Raw genomic sequence first — 13236 nt, 5'->3', positions numbered from 1 at the left:
CAAGCAGCGAGAACAAGCGGGTCCGGCCTCAGGCCGGGCCCGTTTTTCTGTGAAGAGACTGCGCGCCGGTGGGGGCACCGCGCGCGACACGCCCGGGTTGCACAATGTCACTCTTTCTGTCAGACTCATCTAGTTCAACATTTCTCGTGCGTGCCATCGTGCCGCGTGGGAATCACTGCCAGGCAGTGCATAGGTCACGTTCGATATCGAGCAAGTAAACCTAGGCCGCGGGTAGCAGAACATCGACTTGGTCGACAATCCCCAACACTGGCGAAAGCCGCAAACGCAGGGTATCCCTGTGCGCGCGGAAGGACCCCGTGGGGGAGAGCGACAAAGACTTGACAGTAAAACAGTGGTGCGACAGCAAGTAGTGCCCAGCGTTGTTCTCAACGCTAAGAAGCGCGTCCAATGCGAAGGAATTCGTAAGACGCAAGACAGAGAGCGAGTCACAAATGGCGGGACAAAAGATCCGCATTCGACTTAAGTCATATGACCACGAGGTCATTGACACCTCGGCGCGGAAGATCGTCGACACGGTAACCCGCGCGGGTGCCACGGTTGTCGGCCCGGTGCCGCTTCCGACGGAGAAGAACGTGGTGTGTGTCATCCGTTCTCCCCACAAGTACAAGGACAGCCGGGAGCACTTCGAAATGCGCACCCACAAGCGTCTGATCGACATCATTGACCCGACGCCCAAGGCCGTCGACTCGCTCATGCGACTCGACCTGCCGGCCGACGTCAACATCGAGATCAAGCTCTAAGGGAACGCATGTCTACGCAGAACAAGACCAGCAAGGGTCTGCTCGGCAAGAAGCTTGGCATGACTCAGGTCTGGGACGAGAACAACAACCTCGTGCCCGTGACCGTAATCGAAATCACCCCGAACGTCGTGACTCAGGTCCGCACGCCCGAGGTCGACGGCTACAACGCGGTTCAGATCGCCTATGGCCAGATCGACCCGCGCAAGGTCAACAAGCCTGACGCAGGACACTTCGACAAGGCAGGCGTCACGCCTCGCCGTCACCTCACCGAGGTTCGCACCGCTGACGCTGGCGACTACACCGCCGGCCAGGAGCTCACCGTTGATGGAACGTTCGAAGCCGGCCAGAAGGTCGACGTCGTCGGAACCAGCAAGGGTAAGGGCTTCGCCGGTGTGATGAAGCGCCACAACTTCAAGGGTGTTTCCGCATCTCACGGTGCTCACCGCAACCACCGCAAGCCCGGTTCAATCGGTGCTTCGTCGACCCCGAGCCGTGTCTTCAAGGGCATGCGCATGGCCGGTCGCATGGGTGGAGAGCGCGTCACCGTGCTGAACCTGCACGTCCACTCGGTTGACGCCGAAAAGGGCCTGCTGCTCGTCAAGGGTGCCGTTCCCGGCGCTCGTGGCCGCATCGTTTTCGTCCGTAACGCAGTGAAGGGAGCGTAGTTAGATGGCCAACGCAACTAGCACCGCAACGCTCGACGTTCTCGACACGAAGGGCAAGAAGTCCGGCACTGTCGAACTGCCCGCCGAGTTGTTCGACGTTCAGACCAACGTTCCGCTGATCCACCAGGTCGTTGTCGCCCAGCTCGCTGCGGCACGCCAGGGAACCCACAAGACCAAGCGTCGTGGTGAAGTTTCCGGTGCAGGCCGCAAGCCGTTCAAGCAGAAGGGAACCGGCCGCGCCCGTCAGGGCTCGATCCGCGCACCTCAGATGACCGGTGGTGGCATCGTCCACGGACCGCAGCCGCGTGACTACTCGCAGCGCACCCCCAAGAAGATGATCGCCGCCGCCCTGCGCGGAGCGCTCTCAGACCGGGCCCGTGGCGAGCGGATCCACGTCGTCGAAACCCTCGTGATCGCTGAAGAGCGCGTCACCAAGGCCGCAGTCGACTACCTGGCAACCATCGCAACCTCTCCGCACGTCCTCGTCGTTCTCGAACGCGCTGACGTCGAGAGCTACAAGGCGGTTCGCAACATCCCAACCGTTCACGTCATCAACCATGACCAGCTGAACGCCTACGACGTGCTCGTGGCAGACGACATCGTCTTCACCAAGGCAGCTTTCGACGCTTTCGTCGCCGGCCCCGCCAAGGGCAAGTCGGTCACGGCTGTCGCTTCGTCCGCTGACGTCACTGAGGAGGCCTAGCCATGACCAACATCAACAAGGACCCGCGCGACGTCATCATTTCGCCGGTCGTTTCAGAGAAGAGCTACGGCTTGATCGATGAGGGTAAGTACACTTTCGTCGTCGACCCCCGTGCGAACAAGACCGAGATCAAGCTCGCTATCGAGAAGATCTTCAAGGTCGAGGTTGCATCGGTCAACACACTGAACCGCACCGGCAAGACCCGTCGTACCAAGTTCGGCATCGGCAAGCGCAAGGACACCAAGCGCGCCATTGTGACGCTCAAATCCGGTTCCATCGACATCTTCACGGCTGTCGGCTAGGAGCGTAAGGAAAAACTATGGCTATTCGTAAGTACAAGCCCACGACCCCTGGTCGCCGTGGATCGAGCGTCGCTGATTTCGCTGAAATCACGCGTTCGACTCCCGAGAAGTCGCTTCTGCGTCCCCTCTCGAAGACCGGTGGCCGTAACAACCAGGGCCGCATCACGACCCGTCACATCGGTGGTGGCCACAAGCGCCAGTACCGTGTCATCGACTTCCGTCGCAATGACAAGGACGGCGTCAACGCCCGCGTCGCTCACATCGAGTACGACCCCAACCGCACGGCACGCATTGCGCTCCTGCACTTCGTTGATGGCACCAAGCGTTACATCCTCGCTCCCAACAAGCTCTCACAGGGCGATGTTGTCGAGTCGGGTGCCGGCGCCGACATCAAGCCCGGCAACAACCTGCCGCTGAAGAACATCCCAACGGGTACCGTCATCCACGCAATCGAATTGCGTCCGGGTGGAGGCGCCAAGATGGCTCGCTCAGCTGGGGCATCGGTTCGTCTCGTCGCCAAGGACGGCATCTACGCGCAGCTTCGCCTGCCGTCGGGTGAAATCCGCAACGTCGACGCACGCTGCCGCGCCACGATCGGCGAGGTCGGCAACGCCGAGCAGTCGAACATCAACTGGGGAAAGGCCGGCCGCAAGCGCTGGAAGGGCGTTCGCCCGACCGTCCGCGGTGTCGCCATGAACCCGGTCGACCACCCACACGGTGGTGGTGAGGGCAAGACCTCCGGTGGACGCCACCCGGTCAGCCCGTGGGGCCAGAAAGAAGGCCGCACTCGCCACCCGAACAAGGAAAGCGACAAGCTCATCGTTCGTCGCCGTACCGCCACCAAGAAGCGTAAGTAGGAGTTGTAGAAGATGCCACGCAGTCTTAAGAAGGGCCCCTTCGTTGATGACCACCTGCTCCGCAAGGTGGTTCGCGCGAACGAGGCCAAGAGCAAGAACGTCATCAAGACCTGGTCGCGCCGTTCGATGATCGTACCGGCAATGCTCGGACACACCATCGCGGTGCACGACGGTCGCAAGCACATCCCGGTGTTCGTCACCGAGACCATGGTCGGGCACAAGCTCGGCGAGTTTGCACCCACCCGCACCTTCCGTGGACACGTGAAGGACGACAAGAAGGGTCGTCGCCGCTAACGCGGTGGCGAAAAGGAGGAGAGAAATGGTGGAGTCAGTCGCACGCTTGCGTCACATCCGCGTCACCCCCATGAAGGCCCGCCGCGTCGTCAACATGATCCGCGGCAAGCAGGCCGCTGAGGCCCTGGCCATTCTGAAGTTCGCGCCGCAGGGCGCGTCAGAGCCCGTCTACAAGCTGGTTGCCTCTGCTATCGCGAACGCTCGCGTCAAGGCAGACAAAGACAACCAGTTCCTGGACGAGCAGGACCTGTACATCGCCAAGGCATTCGTCGACGAGGGTGCAACCCTCAAGCGTTTCCAGCCGCGTGCCCAGGGCCGCGCATTCCAGATTCTGAAGCGCACCAGCCACATCACTGTTGTGCTCGCCACTCCTGAGGAGGGTACGAAGTAATGGGTCAGAAAGTAAACCCGTACGGCTTCCGCCTCGGCATCACCACCGACCACGTGTCGCGTTGGTTTGCCGACAGCACGAAGCCGGGCCAGCGCTACAGCGACTACGTTGCTGAAGACGTCAAGATCCGTCGACTGCTTGGCAAGTCGCTTGACCGCGCCGGTGTGTCACGCATCGAGATCGAGCGCACCCGTGACCGCGTTCGCGTCGACATTCACACTGCCCGTCCGGGCATCGTGATCGGTCGCCGTGGCGCCGAGGCGGAGCGCATTCGCACCGACCTCGAGAAGCTCACAGGCAAGCAGATCCAGCTGAACATCCTCGAGGTCAAGAACCCCGAGGCTGACGCTCAGCTGGTCGCGCAGGGAATCGCCGAGCAGCTCGCAGCACGTGTGGCCTTCCGCCGCGCGATGCGTAAGGGCCTGCAGGGCGCTCAGCGCACCTCAACAGTCAAGGGTGTCCGCATCCAGGTCTCCGGCCGCCTCGGCGGCGCCGAGATGAGCCGTTCGGAGTTCTACCGCGAAGGCCGTGTGCCACTGCACACCCTGCGCGCGAACATCGACTACGGCTTCTACGAGGCAAAGACCACCTTCGGCCGCATCGGCGTGAAGGTCTGGATCTACAAGGGTGACATCACCAACAAGGAGCTCGCACGCGAGCAGGCCAACGCCAAGTCGAGCCGCCCCGAGCGTAGCGACCGTCCGCGTCGTGCACCGCGCGCTGAGGCTCCCGTCGCAGAAGGGGCAAGCGCGTAACCATGCTTATTCCACGTCGAGTCAAGCACCGCAAGCAGCACCGTCCCCACCGCACTGGCCAGGCCACCGGTGGAACCGTTGTCAGCTTCGGCGAGTACGGCATCCAGGCCCTCACCCCCGCTTACGTGACCAACCGTCAGATCGAGTCCGCTCGTATTGCCATGACGCGTCACATCAAGCGTGGAGGAAAGGTGTGGATCAACATCTACCCCGACCGTCCGCTCACCAAGAAGCCCGCTGAAACCCGCATGGGTTCCGGTAAGGGTTCGCCCGAGTGGTGGGTCGCGAACGTCAAGCCCGGCCGTGTGCTGTTCGAGGTCGCCGGCGTCTCTGAGACGCTTGCCCGCGAAGCACTGACCCGTGCAATCCACAAGCTGCCTCTCAAGGCACGCATCATCAAGCGCGAGGAGGGCGACGCATAATGGCGATCGGTTCCAAGGAGCTCACCCCCGTTGAGCTCGACACATTTGAAGACGAACGTCTTGTCGACGAGCTGCGCAAGGCCAAGGAAGAGCTGTTCAACCTGCGCTTCCAGGCCGCTACCGGCCAGCTCGAGACCCACGGCCGCCTGCGTGCCGTGAAGCGTGACATCTCTCGCATCTACACGATCATTCGTGAGCGCGAGCTCGGCATCCGGGCAACCCCGGTCGCCGAAGAGGTGCCCGTCAAGGCTGCGAAGAAGACCAAGAAGAAGGATGCTGCGGCTGACGCAGCACCCGAAACCGAGACTGAGGAGGCCAAGTAATGGCTAAGTCTGACGCTAAAGGCGCAGCACCCGAGGTCGCCGCAGTAGAGGCCGAGGCCGTTGTTCGTGGCTACCGCAAAACCGCACGTGGTTATGTCCTCAGCGACCGCATGGACAAGACCATCGTCGTTGAGGTCGAAGACCGCGTAAAGCACCCGCTTTACGGCAAGGTCATCCGCCGCACCTCCAAGAGGAAGGTGCACGACGAGCTCAACGCCGCCGGCATCGGTGACCTCGTTCTGATCAGCGAGACCCGTCCGCTCAGCGCTACCAAGCGCTGGCGCCTGGTCGAGATCCTCGAGAAGGCCAAGTAAGCCTCGCGGCTTGCTTGTCATAAGGAGTAAGTAATGCTTCAGCAGGAATCCAGGGTCAAGGTCGCCGACAACAGCGGCGCCAAGGAACTTCTCACCATCCGTGTTCTCGGTGGATCAGGCCGTCGTTACGCCGGCCTCGGCGACACGATCGTCGCCACCGTGAAGGACGCGATCCCCGGTGGGAACGTCAAGAAGGGTGACGTCGTCAAAGCCGTCATCGTTCGCACCAAGAAGGAAGTCCGTCGTCCGGATGGCTCCTACATCAAGTTCGATGAGAACGCAGCAGTGATTTTGAAGAACGACGGCGACCCCCGCGGTACCCGTATCTTCGGACCGGTCGGTCGCGAGCTTCGCGACAAGAAGTTCATGAAGATCGTCTCGCTGGCACCGGAGGTAATTTAGTCATGGCGAAGATCAAAAAGGGCGACCTCGTCCAGGTCATCTCTGGCCCGACCCAGGCTCGCGGCGGTTCACGCGGCAAGCAGGGCAAGGTCATCGAGGTTCTGGTCGAGAAGAACCGCGTCATCGTCGAGGGCGTCAACTACGTCACGAAGCACGTGCGCCAGGGCCAGACCCAGCGCGGGACGAAGACGGGCGGCGTGGAGACCCACGAAGCTCCGATTCACATCTCGAACGTCGCGCTCGTTGACCCCGAGACCAAGAAGCCGACTCGCGTCGGTCACCGCAACGAGCAAGTAACGAAGAACGGCGTCACCAAGACGGTCCGCGTTCGTTACGCCAAGAAGTCAGGTAAGGACCTCTAATGACTGACACGGCAGTGGTGGCTGGCAAAATCCAGCCCCGCCTCAAAGAGAAGTACAAGGCAGAGATCCAGGAGCAGCTGCTCAAGGAACTCGGTCTGACCAACGTGCACCAGATCCCGACGCTCACCAAGATCGTCGTGAACATGGGTGTCGGCGAGGCAGCACGCGACGGCAAGATCATCGATGGCGCCGTCGCCGACCTCACCAAGATCACCGGTCAGAAGCCGCAGATCACGAAGGCACGCAAGTCGATCGCGCAGTTCAAACTGCGTGAAGGACAGCCCATTGGAACCCACGTCACGCTTCGTGGAGACCGCATGTGGGAGTTCCTCGACCGCCTGCTGAGCCTCGCGCTTCCTCGTATCCGCGACTTCCGCGGCCTGAGCCCGAAGCAGTTCGACGGCACTGGCAACTACACGTTCGGTCTCACGGAGCAGTCGATGTTCCACGAGATCGACCAGGACAAGATCGACCGCGTCCGCGGTATGGACATCACGGTCGTCACGACCGCGAAGTCCGACGACCAGGGTCGCGCGCTGCTCAAGGCGCTCGGTTTCCCGTTCCAGTCGGCCGACAAGTAGTAAGTATTCGGATTCCCCGGCGATGGCGCACAGCGCCGCCGCCGGGGCACCGTTCAAAGACTCAGCTAAGTAACGGTATATTGGGTCGGTTGCTTGCAGCCGATCTCGAGCCGCAACACAACTGAAGAACTTGATTGCCAGCGGCGCCGGTCGACCGATTTCCTCGCGAAATCGGTAGGCCGGCGCATCGCGGCGTCGAGATCAGGGGGGCGGAGCATCCGCTTCACCCCTAACCACCACAGGTCGTCATTCGTGTAACGGGTGAACGAAACCTGGTGATCAGAAGGACATCACATATGACAATGACAGATCCGGTCGCAGACATGCTGACCAGACTGCGCAACGCGAACTCGGCACACCACGAAACCGTGTCGATGCCGCACTCGAAGCTCAAGTCGCACATCGCCGACATCCTCACTTCTGAGGGCTACATCTCCGGCTGGGAAGTTGCAGACGCTCGCGTCGGCCAGACCCTGACGCTGAACCTCAAGTTCGGACCGAACCGTGAGCGCTCCATCGTGGGCATCAAGCGTGTTTCGAAGCCCGGCCTCCGTGTCTACGCAAAGTCGACGGAGATCCCTCAGGTTCTCGGTGGCCTCGGCGTCGCCATCCTGTCCACCTCCTCCGGTCTGCTCACTGACCGCCAGGCTGAGAAGAAGGGCGTAGGTGGGGAAGTCCTCGCCTACGTGTGGTAGCCACAAATGTCGCGAATTGGAAGACTCCCCATTGAGATCCCCGCAGGGGTCACCGTTGCGGTTGACAGCTCCGTCGTCACCGTCAAGGGCCCGAAGGGTGAGCTGACGCTCTCCGTCGCCAAGCCCATCGAGGTCGCTGTGGAGGATGGCCAGGTTCTGGTTACCCGCCCCGACGACGAGCGCGAATCGCGCTCCCTGCACGGGCTCACCCGTACCCTCATCAGCAACCAGATCATCGGCGTCACCCAGGGCTACACCAAGGGCCTTGAAGTTGTCGGCACCGGTTACCGAGTGGCACAGAAGGGCAGCTCCGTCGAGTTCGCCCTCGGTTTCTCCCACCCGGTCCTGATCGAGCCGCCCGCTGGCATCACGCTCACCGTCGAAGGCAACAACAAGCTCACGGTGTCCGGGATCGACAAGCAGGCCGTCGGCGAAGCTGCTGCCAACATCCGTAAGATTCGCAAGCCTGAGCCCTACAAGGGCAAGGGTGTGCGTTACGCCGGCGAGATCGTTCGCCGCAAGGCCGGAAAGGCTGGTAAGTAACCATGGCCGTAAAGTCCAAGTCGGCTGCCCGTGACCGTCGTCACGCGCGCCTCCGTAAGAAGATCGAGGGGACCGCGGTTCGCCCGCGTCTCGTCGTGACCCGTTCGGCTCGTCACGTATTCGTCCAGGTCGTTGACGACAGCAAGGGTTTCACCCTCGCGTCGGCATCCACCCTCGAAGCTGACCTCCGTACCTTTGACGGTGACAAGACCGCCAAAGCCAGGAAGGTCGGCGAGCTCGTTGCAGAACGTGCAAAGAGCGCCGGTATCGAAGAAGTCGTTTTTGACCGAGGTGGAAACCGTTACGCGGGTCGCGTTGCGGCAATCGCCGAAGGTGCTCGAGAGGGTGGGTTGAACCTGTGAGTGAAGCAAGCAAGGTTGAGGCCGTTACCGCGGACCAGCCAGTCGAAAAGCCGGTCGAGACCGCTGCAGGCACCGAGAGCTCCGGGCGCGTTGACGCTCGTGGCGACCGGGGCAGCCGCGGTGGACGTGGCGAGCGAAACCAGGGCCGCGAGCGTAACAGCCGCGACGCTGACAAGAACCAGTTCCTTGAGCGCGTCGTCACCATCAACCGTGTCTCCAAGGTCGTCAAGGGTGGTCGTCGCTTCAGCTTCACCGCTCTCGTCGTCGTCGGAGACGGAAACGGTCTCGTCGGCGTCGGCTACGGCAAGGCACGCGAAGTTCCGCTGGCCATCTCAAAGGGTGTCGAAGAAGCGAAGAAGAACTTCTTCCGCGTACCCCGCGTCGGCTCCAGCATCCCGCACCCCGTGCAGGGTGAAGCCGCTGCCGGAGTTGTCCTCCTGCGTCCGGCCGCTGCAGGTACCGGTGTTATCGCCGGTGGTCCTGTCCGCGCCGTACTCGAGTGCGCCGGCATCCACGATGTTCTGAGCAAGTCGCTCGGTTCCTCGAACACGATCAACATCGTTCACGCCACCGTTACGGCGCTGAAGATGCTCGAAGAGCCCCGCGCCGTTGCCGCTCGCCGTGGCAAGGAGTACTCCGAAATCGCTCCTGCCAAGCTGCTGCAGGTCGAGGCTCAGGCCGCTGCTGCTGCGGCTTCCGCAAAGGTAGGTGCCTGATGGCTCAGCTGAAGATCACGCAGACCAAGTCCAAAATTAGTGAGAAGCAGAACCAGCGCGACACATTGCGCAGCCTGGGATTGCGTCGCATCGGTGCTGTCGTTGTTCGTGAGGACAACGCCCAGAACCGTGGTTACGTCAATACTGTTGCTCACCTCGTAAAGGTTGAGGAGATCGACTAATGGCTGACGACAAGAAGGACGTCACCGAGGAGACCGCCAAGAAGGCTCCCGCGAAAAAGGCGCCTGCCAAGGCCGCAGCCGACAAGGCTCCTGCCAAGAAGGCTCCTGCCAAGGCCGCCGCCGACAAGGCACCTGCCAAGAAGGCGCCCGCCAAGAAGGACTCCGCCAAGGCTGAGACCGTCGCGGCTGACGCCCCGAAGGCCGCTGCGAAGGCTCCTGCCAAGAAGAAGGCTGAAGCCGAAGCGCCTCGCGCCCAGGTGCTCAAGGTCCACCACCTCCGTCCCGCTGAGGGTGCGAAGAAGTCCCGCATCCGTGTGGGCCGTGGTGAGGGTTCCAAGGGTAAGACTGCCGGTCGTGGTACCAAGGGAACGAAGGCTCGGAACACGGTTCGCCCCGGATTCCAGGGCGGACAGCTTCCCCTCCACATGCGTGCTCCGAAGCTGCGCGGGTTCAAGAACCCGTTCCGCGTCGAGTACCAGGTGGTCAACCTCGAGCGTCTCGCTGAGCTCTACCCGAAGGGCGGCGACGTCACTGTCTCCGACCTCGTGGCCAAGGGCGCCGTTCGAAAGAACGAGAAGGTCAAGGTCCTCGGAAACGGCGACATCGACGTCAAGCTGAACATCTCGGTAGACAAGATCTCCGGATCTGCTGTCGAGAAGATCGTTGCTGCCGGCGGTTCTGTCAAGTAATTTCACAGACGCCGGTCTGTCCCTCGCGAAAGCGAATGGTCGCCGATTGTTCGACAGGCCCGGTAATCGAGTAGATTCGATTGCCGGGCCTGTTTGACGACAGGGCCATTGACCGGCACCAAGAGCCGCATCAACCGGCTCGAAAACAGGAGGCCTTTTTTGTTTAGCGCCGTTGCGCGGATTTTCCGCACGCCAGACCTTCGCCGGAAGATCGGGTTCACCCTGGGCATCATGGCCCTGTACCGGCTCGGCTCGTTCGTGCCGGCCCCTTTCGTCGACTTCGGCAACGTTCAGGCCTGCCTCGAGCAGAACCAGGGCACGTCGGGCCTCTATGAGCTCGTCAACCTGTTCTCAGGTGGCGCGCTGCTCCAGTTGTCGATCTTCGCGCTGGGCATCATGCCGTACATCACGGCCTCGATCATCACGCAATTGCTGCGTGTGGTCATCCCTCACTTCGAAACGCTGCACAAGGAAGGGCAGGCGGGTCAGAGCAAGCTGACGCAGTACACGCGTTACCTGACGATCTTCCTCGGTATCCTGCAGTCCACGACGCTCATCACCGTGGCGCGAAGCGGCGCCCTCTTCGGTACCAACACGAGCGCCGAGTGCAGCCAGTTGCTGACAAACGACACCTGGTACGCAGTCCTCCTCATGGTCATCACGATGACCGCGGGAACAGGGCTCATCATGTGGTTCGGTGAAATGATCACCGAACGCGGTATCGGTAACGGGATGTCACTCCTCATCTTCACCTCCATCGCCGCGACCTTCCCCGGCTCGCTCGTCGCGATTGCACAGTCGAAGGGCTTCGAGACCTTCCTCCTCGTGCTCGGTGTCGGCCTGCTCATCATGATGGCCGTCGTTTTCGTCGAGCAGTCGCAGCGTCGCATCCCGGTGCAGTACGCCAAGCGGATGGTCGGACGCCGGACCTTCGGCGGCAACAACACGTACATCCCGATCAAGGTCAACATGGCCGGTGTCATCCCGGTGATCTTCGCGTCGTCGCTGCTGTACCTGCCCGCCCTGATCGCGCAGTTCAACACGCCGGCGGCCGGTCAGGAGCCCGCAGCCTGGGTCACCTGGATCACCACGTACCTCACGAGTGGGGACCACCCGCTGTACATGGCGCTGTACTTCCTGCTCAACGTCGGGTTCACCTACTTCTACGTCGCGATCACCTTCAACCCTGAAGAAGTCGCCGACAACATGAAGAAGTACGGCGGCTTCATCCCGGGCATCCGGGCCGGTCGTCCCACCGCCGAGTACCTCGACTACGTGCTCACCCGCATCACGCTCGCCGGCGCGCTGTACCTCGGCTGTGTCGCACTCATCCCGTTGATCGCTCTCGCCCTCGTCGGCGCGAACCAGAACTTCCCGTTCGGCGGCGCAAGCATCCTGATCATCGTCGGGGTCGGACTCGAGACCGTCAAGCAGATCGACGCGCAACTGCAGCAGCGCCACTACGAAGGGCTCCTGCGATGAGCGCACGTCTCCTGATTGTCGGACCTCCCGGAGCGGGAAAGGGAACCCAGGCAGCCGTGCTCGCGGACGCACTCGGTGTCCCCGCCATCTCGACGGGCGACATCTTCCGCGCGAACATCAAGGAGGGCACGGAACTGGGCCTGAAGGTGCAGGAGATCGTGTCATCCGGTGGCTACGTTCCTGATTCGCTCACGAACGCGATCGTGCGGGACCGGTTGCACCAGCCGGACGCCATCGACGGATTCCTCCTCGACGGCTACCCGCGCACCCGTGACCAGGTCACAGAGCTGGACAGCATCCTCGCCGAGACCGGATCTGAACTGAACGCTGTCGTGCAGCTTGTGGCCGACCCGGACGAGGTCGTCACCCGCCTGCTCAAGCGCGCTGAAGAGCAGGGGCGAGCAGACGACACCGAAGCCGTCATCCGGCACCGCCAGGACGTGTACCACGAGCAGACCGAGCCGGTCATCGCTGCGTACAAGTCGCGTGGCATCGTCGTGGAAGTCGACGGCCTCGGATCGGTCGACGAGGTCAGCGACCGCGTTCGCTCGGCTCTCGCCGAGATCAGCATCGCCTTCTGAGTTCGGTAATGCTGCGCAAATCCATCTACAAAACCCCGGCCCAGATGCGTCTGATGATCGAGCCGGGTCTGGCAACGGCCGCGTCGCTCGCGGCCGCGCGGAAGACCCTCCGGGTCGGCGGTACGACCCTTCAGGCCGATGCCGCTGCTGAATCAGCGATCGTTGCCCTCGGCGGGCAGCCGAACTTCAAGCTCGAACCCGGATACTCGCACACCGTTTGTGCGTCCGTGAACGAAGACGTCGTGCACGGCATCCCGAATGACCGACCGCTCGAGCCCGGCGATATCGTCTCCGTCGACAGCGGCGCGATCATCGGCGGCTGGAACGGCGATGCGGCGTTCAGCGTGGTGCTGCCGGACCCGTCGCGGCCGGAGCTCGTCGCCGAGCGCCAGAAGCTCTCCGACGTGACCGAGGGGTCACTGTGGGCCGGCATCGCGAGACTCGCAACGGCGAAGTACCTCAACGAGGTCGGCGACGCGGTGCAGGGGTACGTCGAGAAGCAGGGCAACTACGGCATCCTCACCGATTACGTCGGACACGGGATCGGCCGCTCCATGCACGAAGCACCGCCGGTGTTCAACTACCGGGTGCGGCCGAAAGGCCCGGAAGTGAAGCCGGGACTCGTCGTGGCGATCGAGCCGATGATCGTGCTCGGCGGCATTGACACGCACACCAAGGACGACGACTGGACCGTCGCGACCGATGACGGGCTCGCCTCAGCGCACTGGGAGCACAGCGTCGCCGTTCACAAGGACGGCATCTGGGTGCTCACGGCAGAAGACGGCGGAGCGAAAGGCCTCGCGCCGTTCGGAGTCACGCCCACGCCGCTGGCCTGAACGGGCCCTTGTCCGCGC

The 13236-nt window shown here is 62.4% G+C and carries 23 protein-coding genes; all 23 read left to right on the top strand.

Going from position 1 to position 13236, the window contains the following annotated elements:
- The first annotated feature begins 452 nt into the window (after positions 1-452).
- Positions 453-761, top strand: coding sequence for a 30S ribosomal protein S10 (gene rpsJ, locus ACWA1Q_RS11600; protein WP_005050520.1), 309 nt, complete (start codon positions 453-455; stop codon positions 759-761).
- 8 nt (positions 762-769) lie between these two features.
- Positions 770-1426, top strand: a complete 657-nt coding sequence (gene rplC / locus ACWA1Q_RS11595; protein WP_121672423.1) for a 50S ribosomal protein L3 — start codon at positions 770-772, stop codon at positions 1424-1426.
- A 4-nt stretch (positions 1427-1430) separates the two neighbouring features.
- Positions 1431-2129, top strand: coding sequence for a 50S ribosomal protein L4 (gene rplD / locus ACWA1Q_RS11590; protein ID WP_121672424.1), 699 nt, complete (start codon positions 1431-1433; stop codon positions 2127-2129).
- Between the two features lie 2 nt (positions 2130-2131).
- Positions 2132-2431 carry a 50S ribosomal protein L23 gene (gene rplW, locus ACWA1Q_RS11585; protein ID WP_121672425.1) on the top strand — a complete coding sequence of 100 codons (300 nt, stop codon included), beginning with the start codon at positions 2132-2134 and terminating at the stop codon, positions 2429-2431.
- Positions 2432-2448: 17 nt separating this feature from the next.
- Positions 2449-3288: a 50S ribosomal protein L2 gene (gene rplB / locus ACWA1Q_RS11580; protein ID WP_090712280.1), complete on the top strand. Its 840-nt coding sequence runs from the start codon at positions 2449-2451 to the stop codon at positions 3286-3288.
- Positions 3289-3300: 12 nt separating this feature from the next.
- Entirely contained in the window at positions 3301-3582 is a 282-nt protein-coding gene (gene rpsS, locus ACWA1Q_RS11575) for a 30S ribosomal protein S19 (RefSeq protein WP_090712282.1), read from the top strand.
- A gap of 25 nt (positions 3583-3607) precedes the next feature.
- Complete coding sequence (rplV, locus tag ACWA1Q_RS11570; RefSeq protein ID WP_463757510.1) at positions 3608-3973, top strand: 50S ribosomal protein L22; 366 nt, start codon at positions 3608-3610, stop codon at positions 3971-3973.
- Entirely contained in the window at positions 3973-4728 is a 756-nt protein-coding gene (gene rpsC, locus ACWA1Q_RS11565) for a 30S ribosomal protein S3 (RefSeq protein WP_121672427.1), read from the top strand. Before rplV ends, rpsC begins: the two co-directional genes overlap by 1 nt.
- A 2-nt stretch (positions 4729-4730) precedes the next feature.
- Entirely contained in the window at positions 4731-5150 is a 420-nt protein-coding gene (rplP, locus tag ACWA1Q_RS11560; RefSeq protein ID WP_090712289.1) for a 50S ribosomal protein L16, read from the top strand.
- Positions 5150-5473 carry a 50S ribosomal protein L29 gene (gene rpmC / locus ACWA1Q_RS11555; protein WP_463757509.1) on the top strand — a complete coding sequence of 108 codons (324 nt, stop codon included), beginning with the start codon at positions 5150-5152 and terminating at the stop codon, positions 5471-5473. The genes rplP and rpmC overlap by 1 nt, the downstream gene beginning before the upstream one ends.
- Positions 5473-5787, top strand: a complete 315-nt coding sequence (gene rpsQ / locus ACWA1Q_RS11550) for a 30S ribosomal protein S17 (protein ID WP_121672430.1) — start codon at positions 5473-5475, stop codon at positions 5785-5787. Before rpmC ends, rpsQ begins: the two co-directional genes overlap by 1 nt.
- A gap of 33 nt (positions 5788-5820) precedes the next feature.
- A complete protein-coding gene (gene rplN / locus ACWA1Q_RS11545) occupies positions 5821-6189 on the top strand; it encodes a 50S ribosomal protein L14 (protein WP_121672431.1) in 369 nt (122 codons plus the stop codon).
- 2 nt (positions 6190-6191) lie between these two features.
- Complete coding sequence (rplX, locus tag ACWA1Q_RS11540) at positions 6192-6551, top strand: 50S ribosomal protein L24 (protein WP_121672432.1); 360 nt, start codon at positions 6192-6194, stop codon at positions 6549-6551.
- Complete coding sequence (gene rplE, locus ACWA1Q_RS11535; RefSeq protein ID WP_463757507.1) at positions 6551-7132, top strand: 50S ribosomal protein L5; 582 nt, start codon at positions 6551-6553, stop codon at positions 7130-7132. The genes rplX and rplE overlap by 1 nt, the downstream gene beginning before the upstream one ends.
- A 296-nt stretch (positions 7133-7428) precedes the next feature.
- Positions 7429-7827, top strand: coding sequence for a 30S ribosomal protein S8 (gene rpsH / locus ACWA1Q_RS11530; protein WP_121672434.1), 399 nt, complete (start codon positions 7429-7431; stop codon positions 7825-7827).
- A gap of 6 nt (positions 7828-7833) precedes the next feature.
- Complete coding sequence (gene rplF, locus ACWA1Q_RS11525) at positions 7834-8370, top strand: 50S ribosomal protein L6 (RefSeq protein ID WP_121672435.1); 537 nt, start codon at positions 7834-7836, stop codon at positions 8368-8370.
- Between the two features lie 2 nt (positions 8371-8372).
- On the top strand, positions 8373-8732 hold the full coding sequence (gene rplR, locus ACWA1Q_RS11520; protein WP_121672436.1) for a 50S ribosomal protein L18: 360 nt from the start codon (positions 8373-8375) through the stop codon (positions 8730-8732).
- Positions 8729-9448, top strand: a complete 720-nt coding sequence (rpsE, locus tag ACWA1Q_RS11515) for a 30S ribosomal protein S5 (RefSeq protein ID WP_463757506.1) — start codon at positions 8729-8731, stop codon at positions 9446-9448. Before rplR ends, rpsE begins: the two co-directional genes overlap by 4 nt.
- Complete coding sequence (rpmD, locus tag ACWA1Q_RS11510; protein ID WP_183084932.1) at positions 9448-9630, top strand: 50S ribosomal protein L30; 183 nt, start codon at positions 9448-9450, stop codon at positions 9628-9630. Before rpsE ends, rpmD begins: the two co-directional genes overlap by 1 nt.
- Positions 9630-10319, top strand: a complete 690-nt coding sequence (gene rplO / locus ACWA1Q_RS11505) for a 50S ribosomal protein L15 (protein WP_463757504.1) — start codon at positions 9630-9632, stop codon at positions 10317-10319. The genes rpmD and rplO overlap by 1 nt, the downstream gene beginning before the upstream one ends.
- Before the next feature lie 159 nt (positions 10320-10478).
- Positions 10479-11801: a preprotein translocase subunit SecY gene (gene secY, locus ACWA1Q_RS11500; protein ID WP_463757502.1), complete on the top strand. Its 1323-nt coding sequence runs from the start codon at positions 10479-10481 to the stop codon at positions 11799-11801.
- Complete coding sequence (locus ACWA1Q_RS11495) at positions 11798-12382, top strand: adenylate kinase (RefSeq protein ID WP_463757501.1); 585 nt, start codon at positions 11798-11800, stop codon at positions 12380-12382. Before secY ends, ACWA1Q_RS11495 begins: the two co-directional genes overlap by 4 nt.
- A gap of 8 nt (positions 12383-12390) precedes the next feature.
- Positions 12391-13218 (top strand): type I methionyl aminopeptidase, encoded by an 828-nt coding sequence (gene map, locus ACWA1Q_RS11490; RefSeq protein ID WP_463757499.1) that lies wholly within the window; start codon positions 12391-12393, stop codon positions 13216-13218.
- Positions 13219-13236 lie beyond the last annotated feature (18 nt).

The sequence above is a fragment of the Mycetocola sp. TRD_SC_2 genome (assembly GCF_055361225.1).
The sequence above is the reverse complement of the archived record's forward strand: the minus strand, read 5'-3'. Positions and strand labels throughout refer to the sequence as shown.

Excerpts from the sequence above, each read along its gene's own strand:
- map (WP_463757499.1), top strand. The coding sequence starts at position 12,391 with ATGCTGCGCAAATCCATCTACAAAACCCCGGCCCAGATGCGTCTGATG.
- rpsJ (WP_005050520.1), top strand. The coding sequence starts at position 453 with ATGGCGGGACAAAAGATCCGCATTCGACTTAAGTCATATGACCACGAG.
- rpmC (WP_463757509.1), top strand. The coding sequence starts at position 5,150 with ATGGCGATCGGTTCCAAGGAGCTCACCCCCGTTGAGCTCGACACATTT.
- rplD (WP_121672424.1), top strand. The coding sequence starts at position 1,431 with ATGGCCAACGCAACTAGCACCGCAACGCTCGACGTTCTCGACACGAAG.
- rpsC (WP_121672427.1), top strand. The coding sequence starts at position 3,973 with ATGGGTCAGAAAGTAAACCCGTACGGCTTCCGCCTCGGCATCACCACC.
- rplP (WP_090712289.1), top strand. The coding sequence starts at position 4,731 with ATGCTTATTCCACGTCGAGTCAAGCACCGCAAGCAGCACCGTCCCCAC.
- rplC (WP_121672423.1), top strand. The coding sequence starts at position 770 with ATGTCTACGCAGAACAAGACCAGCAAGGGTCTGCTCGGCAAGAAGCTT.
- rpsQ (WP_121672430.1), top strand. The coding sequence starts at position 5,473 with ATGGCTAAGTCTGACGCTAAAGGCGCAGCACCCGAGGTCGCCGCAGTA.
- ACWA1Q_RS11495 (WP_463757501.1), top strand. The coding sequence starts at position 11,798 with ATGAGCGCACGTCTCCTGATTGTCGGACCTCCCGGAGCGGGAAAGGGA.
- rplX (WP_121672432.1), top strand. The coding sequence starts at position 6,192 with ATGGCGAAGATCAAAAAGGGCGACCTCGTCCAGGTCATCTCTGGCCCG.
- rplF (WP_121672435.1), top strand. The coding sequence starts at position 7,834 with ATGTCGCGAATTGGAAGACTCCCCATTGAGATCCCCGCAGGGGTCACC.
- rplW (WP_121672425.1), top strand. The coding sequence starts at position 2,132 with ATGACCAACATCAACAAGGACCCGCGCGACGTCATCATTTCGCCGGTC.
- rplN (WP_121672431.1), top strand. The coding sequence starts at position 5,821 with ATGCTTCAGCAGGAATCCAGGGTCAAGGTCGCCGACAACAGCGGCGCC.
- rplO (WP_463757504.1), top strand. The coding sequence starts at position 9,630 with ATGGCTGACGACAAGAAGGACGTCACCGAGGAGACCGCCAAGAAGGCT.
- rpmD (WP_183084932.1), top strand. The coding sequence starts at position 9,448 with ATGGCTCAGCTGAAGATCACGCAGACCAAGTCCAAAATTAGTGAGAAG.
- rplE (WP_463757507.1), top strand. The coding sequence starts at position 6,551 with ATGACTGACACGGCAGTGGTGGCTGGCAAAATCCAGCCCCGCCTCAAA.
- rplB (WP_090712280.1), top strand. The coding sequence starts at position 2,449 with ATGGCTATTCGTAAGTACAAGCCCACGACCCCTGGTCGCCGTGGATCG.
- rpsS (WP_090712282.1), top strand. The coding sequence starts at position 3,301 with ATGCCACGCAGTCTTAAGAAGGGCCCCTTCGTTGATGACCACCTGCTC.
- rpsH (WP_121672434.1), top strand. The coding sequence starts at position 7,429 with ATGACAATGACAGATCCGGTCGCAGACATGCTGACCAGACTGCGCAAC.
- rplV (WP_463757510.1), top strand. The coding sequence starts at position 3,608 with ATGGTGGAGTCAGTCGCACGCTTGCGTCACATCCGCGTCACCCCCATG.
- rplR (WP_121672436.1), top strand. The coding sequence starts at position 8,373 with ATGGCCGTAAAGTCCAAGTCGGCTGCCCGTGACCGTCGTCACGCGCGC.